Consider the following 9,959-nt stretch of genomic DNA (forward strand, 5'->3'; position numbering starts at 1 on the left):
GTCAAGGGAGCTATCGAGACCTTCGACGACCTCGGGTACGCCCACCTCTTGCAGCGGATCGTGGACCAGCAGGCAGGAGAGACGATCTATGCCCCAACGTTCGACCGCAGTCTCGAGGAGCCAATCGCGGGCAGCATCAAGATCTCCTTCGAGGTGCCTCTCGTCATCACAGAAGGGAACTATCTGCTCGTCGAGGACGGCGCGTGGCCACGCGTATTTGGGTGCCTGACCGAGACATGGTTCCTGGACCCGCGGCGGTCCGTTCGGCTTGATCGGTTGCTGGCTCGACATGAGAAGTTCGGCAGGTCGCCGGAAGCGGCTCGCGAGTGGGCTTTGGGATCGGACGAAAGAAACGCGCAACTCATCCGGTCGGTGGCACACCGTGCCGACCGGATGATTCGGCTCCTATAGCCTTGGCGCAGACATCCGCTGGCGCGCGCTGGAGATGCTGTCGACGCCTGTGGACCGGGTGCGGCATCAGGCGATTCGGTCACGGCACGCGCTGGTGCACCCTCGGCGCGACCCGGCTGTGGCTCAGCTGAGCACGATGCTGCGCGTGAGGTTGCGCGGGGCGTCCGGGTCGATCCCAGCGCGCTCGGCCTTGACGAGGCAGAGGCGGTGCACCCGGACCAGCTCGGCCAGGGCGTCGACGTCGCGGTGCTCGAAGTGCGCCCCGGTCGCCGCCACCTGCTCGCGCAGGCCGGCCGGGACGGCGCCGAAGGCCCACACCGCCCGCCCCGGCGCGGCGATGCTGATCGGCCCGTGGCGGTACTCCATGGCGGGGTAGGACTCCGACCAGAACTGGGCGGACTCGCGCAGCTTGAGGGCTGCCTCGGTGGCCAGCCCGTTGGTCCAGTCGGACCCCAGGAAGGTCACCTGCTCGGCGTCGGCGACCGCCCCCAGTGCGGTCTCGGCGTCCTGGGCCAGCACCTCGCGGGCCTGCTCGATCGCCGGGGTGAGGTCGTCGCCGAGCGAGGCGCGCAGCAACGCCAGCGTGGTCGTCGCGAAGCGCGTCTGCACGACCGACTGCTCGTCGACGTCATCCATCAGCACGAGTCCCTCGGCCGCTTCGGCGATCGGCGTGCCGGCGGTCGCGACGAAGGCGACGTGCGCAGTGCCCGCGGCCCGCAGCCCGTCGAGGACCTCGATGACCTCGGTCGTGGTGCCGGACCGGCTGATCAGCACGACCCGGTCGTACCCACGGGCCAACCGGTGCTCGGAGGCGGCGAAGGCGTCGGTCTCACCCTGGCCGAGCGACTCGCGACGGGCCGCGTACGACTGGCCCATGAACCACGACGTGCCGCAGCCGATCGTGGCCACCCGCTCCCCGCGCCGGGGCAGCACGCCGGCCAGGTCGGGCACGCGCTGCGCGGCGCGCGCCCAGTCGTCGGGCTGGGTCGAGATCTCGTGAGCAAGGTGGCGGGCGGTCGGCATGGGCGGGTCCTCACGACGTAGCAGGTGATGAGACGTGGCAGTACCGACGCTACGGCACTGACGTTGTGGTGAACGATGACTGTCTCTGATCGCTTCCTACTGTAAATGAGCAGAGACAGGCATGTCCACCGTCCATCCGCGCGATAGAGTCGCTCTCGTGACCGAGGACACCCACGACGGTGGGCGCAACCGCGCCGAACGCCTGTCCGCGATGCTCGACCGGCTGGCGACCTCGGGACGGCTCGGCGTCACCGAGGCAGCCGGCCTGCTCGCGGTGAGCGAGGCGACCATCCGGCGCGACTTCGCCGAGCTGGCCAGGCGCCAGCTCGTCACCCGCCACCATGGCGGCATCGTCGCCACGTCGGTCGCCTACGAGCTGCCCTACCGCTACCGGAGCAGCCAGGCCGACGCCGGCCGGCGCCGGATCGCGGCCGCGGCCGCCGCGTTGATCAGACCGGGCCAGGTCGTGGGGCTCAACGGCGGGACGACGACGACCGCAACGGCCCGGGCGATCACCGCCCGCGAGGACCTTGCCGCCGGAGGGGCCGTCACGATCGTGACCAACGCGCTCAACATCGCGGCCGAGGCGGTGCTGCGCCCGCACGTCCAGTGCGTCTCCCTCGGTGGAGTGGCTCGGCCGGAGTCCTACGAGCTGACCGGACCGCTGGCCCAGCTCGTGCTCGAACAGCTCTGGCTCGACACCGCGATCGTCGGCACGAACGGGCTGACCGCGGCCGAGGGGGCCACCTGCCGACTCGAGGACGAGGCGGCCATCATCCGCCTCATGATCGCCCGGTCCCGCACGGTCATCTGCGTGGCGACCGGTGACAAGCTCGGGCAGCGCACCTTCGCCTCGATCTGCCCGGCCGACCGGATCGACCACCTGGTCACCACCTCCGACGCGCCGGCCGAGGAGCTGGCCGCCCTCCGCAAGGCTGGGGTCACGATCCACGCGGTCTGAGCCCGCACCATCCGGACGCGCCATCCGCGCGCGCACTCCGGCTCCGTCCCTGTCCGAGACCTTGCCGGCTGGTCCGAACCGGCACATTCCGGTCTGTGTTGCGTGATTGTGATCAGATCGGTGATGTCTCGTGCAGGAACGCTCTTGCATCGACACAGTCCGCGTTCTAGGTTGGACGGCGGCATACGGCTGGGTGTCCCGTGCCGTCCTGAGCAAGCACGAAGGAGAGAGATGAAGTCAACGACGAGGTACGCAGCGCTGGCCGGCGTGGCCGCGGCGGCGCTCGCCCTGGGCGCCTGCGGTGGCGGCACCGGGGCCGGCAACGCAGCCGACAACGGCAGCACCGGGGGGGCCCAGGCCACCACGATCAAGCTCGTCGCGGCGGAGTACTCGAAGGACCACACGAAGGCCTTCTGGGACGCGTTCGCCAAGGCGTACAAGGCGAAGACGGGCTACACGCTCGACGTCCAGATCGTCAGCTGGGACAACATCGACCAGCAGAGCTCGACGATGATCCAGAACAACCAGCCGCCCGACATCCTGAACCTGAACGCCTATGCCAGCTACGCCAAGGACGGGCTGCTCTACGACTCGGACCAGGTGCTGCCCGCCGCGGTCAAGAGCGACATCCTCGACACGTTCGTCAAGTACGGCACCTACGACGGCAAGTTCTACGGCTTCCCCGACCTGTCGAGCGCCCGCGCCCTGTTCTACAACAAGGCCCTCTTCAAGCAGGCCGGCCTCAACGCACCGCCCAAGACCTGGGACGAGCTCGAGGCCGACGCCAAGAAGCTCACCGGGCTCGGCAACGGCACCGTCGGCTACGCCCTGCCGCTCGGCCCCGAGGAGGCCCAGGGCGAGTTCTCCATGTGGCTGTTCAACAACGGCGGCACCTGGAAGGACCAGGGCAAGTGGACGATCAACTCCGCACAGAACGTCGCCACGCTGACCTTCCTGAAGAAGCTGACCGACGAGAAGGTGACCCAGCACAACCCGGCCCGCACCAACCGCGCCGACGCCTTCGACCTGTTCAAGTCGGGCAAGGCCGGCATGGTCATCGGCTTCAGCCCGCTCGCCGCGGACCTCGACAAGGACAAGAAGGTCGACTACGGCGTCGCGCCGTTCCCGAGCAACGACGGCTCCGCCAGCAAGACGTTCGGCGTCACCGACTACCTGATGGCGTTCAAGAAGCCCGGCGACACCAACCTCAAGGCGGTCAAGGCCTTCTACGAGCTGTACTACCAGCCCGACCAGGTGAACACGTTCATCAAGGCCGAGGGCTTCCTGCCCGTCACGAAGTCGGGCATCCAGGCGTTCCAGAGCGACGCGAAGCTCAAGGTCTACCTCGACACCCTGCCCAACGCCCAGCTGACCCCGACCGACGACCCCACCTGGGACAAGATCAAGCTCGCCGTCCAGCAGAACCTCGGCTCGGCGATGACGGGTGACCCGAAGGCCGTCCTCGACAAGCTGCAGCAGACCGCGGAGAACGGCGGCTGACGCCGATGGCGCAAGGCACCATCGACACCGGGACCGCGGTCCGCCCCGCGGTCCCGGCGCGTCGCCGGGCACAGGTCGGCCGGGTCCATCCCCTCGTCGCCCTGCTCTGGCTCGCGCCCGCGCTCGTCCTGATCCTCGGCGTCGTCCTCTTCCCCGCGGTCAAGCTCTTCCAGGCCTCCCGCGGTCAGTTCTCGATCACCGGGCTGCGCACCGGCGACGCCGGTTGGGGCAACTACGCGAAGGTCCTCGAGCATCCCGACCTGCCGACGGTGCTGACGAACACCGTGATCTGGGTCGTGGCCGTGGTCGCCTTCACGATCCTGCTCAGCCTCGGGATCGCGCAGTTCCTGGCCAAGGACTTCCCCGGGCGGCGCCTGGTCCGCTGGGCCGTGATCGTCCCGTGGGCGGCCAGCCTGATCGTCACCAGCCAGCTGTTCGTGCTGCTCTACGACTACAACTACGGGATCATCAACCACGTCCTGCAGCAGCTGCACCTGATCAGCGCACCGGTCGACTTCCTCGGCAACGACTCGTGGACGATGTTCTCGATGGTCGTCGTCGGCATCTTCGTCTCCCTGCCGTTCACGGTCTTCGTCTTCATCGCCGGGCTCAACGCGATCCCGACCGACGTCATGGAGGCCTCGCGGGTCGACGGCGCGGGCCCGTGGCAGCGCTACCGGTTCATCACCCTGCCGCTGCTGCGCCCCGCACTGATGGTGGCCACGGTCCTGAACGTCATCTACGTCTTCAACAGCTTCCCGATCATCTACACCCTCAACGACCGCAACCCCGGCTTCACCCACGACACGACGATCACGTTCATGTACAAGCTGGCCTTCAAGAGCCAGGAGAAGGACGTGGGCATGTCCGCGGCGGCCGGGATCTTCAACGTCCTGCTCATCCTGGTGGTCGTCGCGATCTACCTGAAGATCATCAACGCCCGAGCGGAGGCCACCAAATGACCGCGACCACCGCGGAGACCTCCACCACCCGACCGGGTGGGCCCGGCGCTCCCGCCGGCCCAGCGGCATACCACGGCAAACCCGGTGGCGCCCGCCGCGTCTGGCTCGCGGTCGCCGGCGCCGCGCTCGCGCTGGTCTTCCTCGCGCCCTACATCGTCATGGTGCTCGACTCGCTGCGCACCAGCAGCGACGTCAAGACGACGCCGCCCTCGCTGCTCCCGCGGGTCTGGCAGTGGAGCACCTACGCCCAGGTGCTCGGGGACGAGCGGTTCCTGAACTGGCTCAAGACCTCGCTGATCATCTCGCTCGGCTCGACCGCGCTGGTCGTGGTCGTCGCCATCCCGGCCGCGTACATGACCTCCCGGCACCGCTTCCCCGGCCGGGGCGCGTTCCTGTTCCTCGTGCTGGTCACGCAGATGTTCGCGCCCACCTCGCTGGTGGTCGGGCTCTACCGGCAGTTCTTCGAGCTGAACATGGTCAACACGTACGCAGCGCTGATCCTGACGAACGCGGCCTTCAACCTCGCCTTCGCGATCTGGATCCTGCACGGCTTCTTCTCCTCGATCCCGGTGGAGGTCGAGGAGGCCGCCGCGCTGGACGGAGCCTCGCGGCTGCAGACGCTGCGCCGCGTGATGCTGCCGCTGACCCTGCCCGGGCTGGTCACCGCCACGATCTTCACGTTCATCGCCGCGTGGAACGAGTACGTCGTCGCCCTGACCCTGATGATCGACGACGACAAGAAGCCGCTGACCGTCGGCTTCCGCTCCTACGTCACCGGCTACGAGCAGCACTGGGACCAGCTGTTCGCCGCCTCGGTCATCGCCGTGGTGCCGGTGGTCATCCTCTTCGCGGTGATCGAGAAGCACCTGGTCGGCGGCCTGACCGCCGGGAGCGTCAAGTAGGGGGTATGCCGCCCACCTTCCCACGGGGCGTGCGCGCGCTCGCGTGCCGTCCCCCCGGGAGGAGGCGAGCGGCATACCGGACCGCCTCCGCGCCGCGCGGCGGTCCCCTTGTTAGCCTGCAGCAATGACTGACGCCCCGTCGGCCGGTCCGGCCACCGCCTCGCGGGCCTCGGTCGACCCGCGTGCCGAGCGGGTGGCGGCCGCCGTCGCCCAGTGGCAGCGGGTCCTCGTCGACCTCGGCGGGCGCAACACCCTGCTGTGGTACCGAGACCTGACGGCCGGCACGCTCGACCTCACGACGGCCCACCCGGGTGGGGTCTCGATGCTGTTGGCGGGCAAGCCGACCCGGCTCAGCGACCTGTTCCGCGAGCGCAGCGCTCTCGAGGAGGCCCGGCACCGGGCCCGGGCGATCCGCGGCAAGACGCTCGAGCTGCAGCAGGAGCGGGGCATCGCGGCCGGCTTCATCGCCATCGGGATGGCGACCTGGACGGTGCCGCGGGCGAGGCGCCCGCCGGCCGCACCGGTGCTGCTGCGCGCCTGCGTGCTGCGCCCGACCGACGCCACGCAGGACGACTTCGACGTGGTCCTCGGGCCCGAGGCGGAGCTCAACCCGGTCCTGCGCGAGTACCTGCGTTCCGAGCAGGGCATCGAGGTCGAGGCCGGTGCGCTGGCCGACCTCGCGGAGGTCGGCAACGCCTTCGACCCCTACCCGTCGTACGCCGCGCTCACCCACACCTGTGCGGCCGTCCCGGACTTCCACATCGCGCCGCGGCTGGTCATCGGCACGTTCTCCTGTGCCAAGCTGCCGATGGTCGCCGACCTGACGCTGCAGGGCGCGGGCCTGGCCGACCACGACGTCGTGGCCGCCCTGGCCGGCGACGAGTCGGCGCTGGCCGCGGTGCGGCTGCAGGTGCCGGAGGGCGACCCCGACCCGGATCCCGAGCGCGAGCACCTGGTGCTCGACGCGGACTCGTCCCAGCAGGCGGCGATCGACGCGGTGCGCGCCGGGGCGCACCTGGTCATCGAGGGCCCGCCGGGCACCGGCAAGTCCCAGACGATCGCCAACCTGGTCGCGGCACTCGCTGCCCAGGGCAGGTCCGTGCTCCTGGTCGCCGAGAAACGCGCGGCCATCGAGTCGGCCGTGGGTCGGCTCGGCCGGCTGGGGCTCGGCGACCTGGTCCTCGACGTGCACGACGGCGAGGCGAACCGGCGCGCGGTGGCCACCGCCCTGGCTGAGAGCCTCGCTGCGGCCCTGCAGCGCAAGCCGGCGGCCGGCGACCCCAACGCCGACACGCTTCGCGACCGGCGCTCCCGGCTGGTGCGCCACGTCCGGGCGCTGCACTGCACCCGCGACCCCTGGGGGGTCTCGGCACACGACGTGCAGGAGGCGATGGCGCAGCTGGCCGCCCGGCGCCCGGCGCCGACCTCGCACGTGCGGATCGGGCGCCCGGACATCCTCGGCCTGAGCCGCACCCGGGCGGTCGGGCTCGGGCGCCGGCTGCGGGACGCGGTCGGACTCGGTGCCTGGACCTCCGACGGCGACGACCCGTGGTTCGGCGCGCGGATCCTCACGACCGCCGACGCCACCCGGGCCCTGGACATCACCACCCGGCTCAGCACCGGCGAGCTCGCCGAGGTGGCCGACCGCCTCAACGACATCCTCGCGGAGTCCCGTGTGCCGCAAGGCGGCTCGCTGGCCGACTGGCAGGCGGCGTTCGAGACGATGCGGCGGGTGCGGCATACCCTCGAGGTCTTCCGGCCCGAGGTGTTCGACGTCCCGCTCGCGGAGCCGATCGCGGCGACGGCGAGCCGCGAGTGGCGGCTCGAGCACGACAGCCGCCTGGGGTGGCTCACCCGGCGCCGCGTCGCCCGCCAGACCAGGCGGCTGCTGCGTCCGGGCCGGCCACCGGCCGACCTGCACGGCGAGCTCGTCGCGGCGAGCGAGCAGCGGGACCACTGGGCCCGGCTGGTGGGAGGTGGCGGTCGTCCGGAGATCTCGCCGCGCCTCGACGAGGGGATCGAGCTGCTCGAGCTGGTCGGGTCCGACCTGGACTGGCTCGCCGCCCGGCTCGCCCCGGGGAGCGTGCCCGGGTCGGAGGCCGGCGAGGCGGCCCCGGCCGGGAGCGGGTCCGGGGTCGTGCCCGACACGGGCGGGGTCGTGGCCGGCCCGCAGCCGCCCGACCTGCGGGCGCTGCCGTTGGACGAGCTGCGCGCGCACCTGGCGGCGCTGGCCGCACGGGCCGACCGGCTGGCCGTGCTGCCCGACGTCACGGGGGCGCTCGACGAGGTGCGGGCCGCCGGTCTCGGGGCGGTGATCGACGAGCTCGCCGCCCGGGGGGTGCCGGCCGACGCGGTGCCCGCCGAGGTCGAGCACGTGTGGTGGGCCTCGCTGGCCCAGGACATCACCGTGCGCGACCCCGACTACGGCGCCCATGACGGAGCGGCGCTGCATCGCGTCGTCGACGAGTACGTCGCGGCCGACCACGCCCACCTCCGGGCCACCGTCGAACGGGTGCGCGGGGCCGTCGCGCGCAACGTCCGCGAGGTGGTCTCGGACCACCCGACGCACGAGGCGCTCGTGCGGGCCGAGGCGGGCAGGTCCCGTCGGCACACCTCCTTGCGCGACCTGATGACCCGAGCGGGTGCCACCCTGACCGCGATCCGGCCCTGCTGGGCGATGAGCCCGCTGGTCGTCGCGTCGACCCTGCCGCCCGGGCGCTGGTTCGACGTGGTCATCTTCGACGAGGCATCGCAGCTGCACCCGGCCGTGGCGGTCTCGGCGATCTCACGGGCCCGACAGGTCGTCGTGGTGGGCGACGAGCGCCAGCTGCCGCCCACGGACTTCTCGACGGTCGTGCCCGACACCGAGCCGACCTCCGACGGACCGGGCCTGGCCGGCGAGGACGTCGGGTCGCTCCTCGACGTGCTCGCGAGGATCCTGCCGACGCGCCGGCTGGCCTGGCACTACCGGTCGCGCGACGAGCGGCTCTTCGCCTTCGCCAACGCCGCGATGTACGACGGGTCGTTGACGACGTTCCCCGGTGTCGCGCTGAGCTCCCCGGTCCGGTTCGAGCCGGTCGAGGGGCTCGCGACGGTCCAGGAGGGGGTGCAGGCCATCGAGACCACCCGCTCCGAGGTCGAGCGGGTCGTGCAGCTCGTCCTCGAGCACGCCCGGACCCGGTCCGACGAGACGCTCGGGGTCGTCACCCTCGGGACCGCCCATGCCCGGTGCATCGAGGAGGCCGTCACGGCGGCCCTGCACGACCAGCCCGGCCTGGCGTCCTTCTTCGCACCCGACGCGCCCGAGTGCTTCTTCGTCAAGGACGTCGGTCGTGTGCAGGGCGACGAACGCGACGCGGTCATCCTGTCGGTCGGCTACGGCAAGACCCCTCACGGCCGGGTCCTGCACCGCTTCGGGGCGCTCAACGAGCCGGGCGGCGAACGGCGCCTGAACGTCGCGATGACCCGCGCCCGGCGGCGGATGACCGTCGTGTCGGCACTGCGCGCCGCCGACCTCGACCCCGAACGGCTGAAGTCCCCGGGCGCCGTGATGCTGCGCGACTTCCTCGCCTACGCCGAGTCCGGTGGTGTCGACCTACCGCGGGCCGAGACGACGGTCCCCACCGCCGACCCGCTGCGTCACGACCTCGCCGAACGGCTCCGCCGCGCCGGCCTGACCGTGCACGAGGACCTGGGGCAGGGAGCCGAGCGGATCGACGTGGCCGTCGAGGACCCCTACCACGTCGGACGCGGCCTGCTTGCCGTCGAGACCGACGGGCCACGGTATGCCGCCCACCGCAGCACGCGCGAACGTGACCGGCTGCGCGCCGAACAGCTCGAGCGTCTCGGCTGGAAGCCGGTCCGGGTCTGGTCCACCGACGTGTTCCGCGACCCCGCCCGGGAGATCTCCCGCATCGTCTCGATGGCTCGCGACCAGCCCTTCGCACCGCGGCCGGGGCGGACGGGGGAGGGGGTCTCGGCGCATGCGGACGTCGACGCGACCGCGCCTGTCGAGCCGGGCTCAGCGGTCGAGGCCGGTGCGCCGGTGCAGGCCGGTCCAGAGGCAGACAGCAGCTCGGTCCGGAGCGGGCCCAGGCGACGTCGCGTGTTCCGCAAGGGGACCGGAGCCGCCGCGGCGCTGGGTGACGGCGAGGGGTACGGGCCGACGCAGGACGACCTCGACCTGGGCTGGGGCGACCG

Annotated in this window: 6 protein-coding genes and 1 pseudogene; 6 read left to right on the plus strand and 1 reads right to left on the minus strand. The window is 71.5% G+C overall.

All coding sequences use genetic code 11. The annotated features are described in order from the left end of the window. A pseudogene (locus WMI84_RS14345) lies at positions 1 to 411 on the plus strand (nucleoside/nucleotide kinase family protein); the annotation flags it as partial. Between the two features lie 123 nt (positions 412 to 534). Here WMI84_RS14345 and WMI84_RS14350 read toward each other — a convergent pair. Then, positions 535 to 1,434, minus strand: a complete 900-nt coding sequence (locus WMI84_RS14350) for an SIS domain-containing protein (RefSeq protein ID WP_347354308.1) — start codon at positions 1,432 to 1,434, stop codon at positions 535 to 537. Between the two features lie 157 nt (positions 1,435 to 1,591). Between WMI84_RS14350 and WMI84_RS14355 the strand changes: the two genes are divergently transcribed. The 5 genes from WMI84_RS14355 to WMI84_RS14375 all read left to right on the plus strand — a co-directional run. Beyond that, complete coding sequence (locus tag WMI84_RS14355; protein ID WP_347354310.1) at positions 1,592 to 2,395, plus strand: DeoR/GlpR family DNA-binding transcription regulator; 804 nt, start codon at positions 1,592 to 1,594, stop codon at positions 2,393 to 2,395. A 231-nt stretch (positions 2,396 to 2,626) separates the two neighbouring features. Beyond that, positions 2,627 to 3,895 (plus strand): extracellular solute-binding protein, encoded by a 1,269-nt coding sequence (locus tag WMI84_RS14360; protein WP_347354312.1) that lies wholly within the window; start codon positions 2,627 to 2,629, stop codon positions 3,893 to 3,895. Between the two features lie 5 nt (positions 3,896 to 3,900). Beyond that, entirely contained in the window at positions 3,901 to 4,857 is a 957-nt protein-coding gene (locus tag WMI84_RS14365) for a sugar ABC transporter permease (protein ID WP_347354314.1), read from the plus strand. Then, positions 4,854 to 5,759 (plus strand): carbohydrate ABC transporter permease, encoded by a 906-nt coding sequence (locus tag WMI84_RS14370; RefSeq protein WP_347354316.1) that lies wholly within the window; start codon positions 4,854 to 4,856, stop codon positions 5,757 to 5,759. Before WMI84_RS14365 ends, WMI84_RS14370 begins: the two co-directional genes overlap by 4 nt. Before the next feature lie 124 nt (positions 5,760 to 5,883). Then, a partial coding sequence (locus tag WMI84_RS14375) for an AAA domain-containing protein (protein ID WP_347354318.1) occupies positions 5,884 to 9,959 on the plus strand: 4,076 nt, incomplete at its 3' end.

The organism is Intrasporangium sp. (assembly GCF_039812505.1).
Taxonomy (GTDB): domain Bacteria; phylum Actinomycetota; class Actinomycetes; order Actinomycetales; family Dermatophilaceae; genus Intrasporangium_A.

Coding starts and splice junctions, on each gene's coding strand:
- WMI84_RS14365 (WP_347354314.1), top strand. CDS start 3,901: ATGGCGCAAGGCACCATCGACACCGGGACCGCGGTCCGCCCCGCGGTC.
- WMI84_RS14350 (WP_347354308.1), bottom strand. CDS start 1,434: ATGCCGACCGCCCGCCACCTTGCTCACGAGATCTCGACCCAGCCCGAC.
- WMI84_RS14370 (WP_347354316.1), top strand. CDS start 4,854: ATGACCGCGACCACCGCGGAGACCTCCACCACCCGACCGGGTGGGCCC.
- WMI84_RS14360 (WP_347354312.1), top strand. CDS start 2,627: ATGAAGTCAACGACGAGGTACGCAGCGCTGGCCGGCGTGGCCGCGGCG.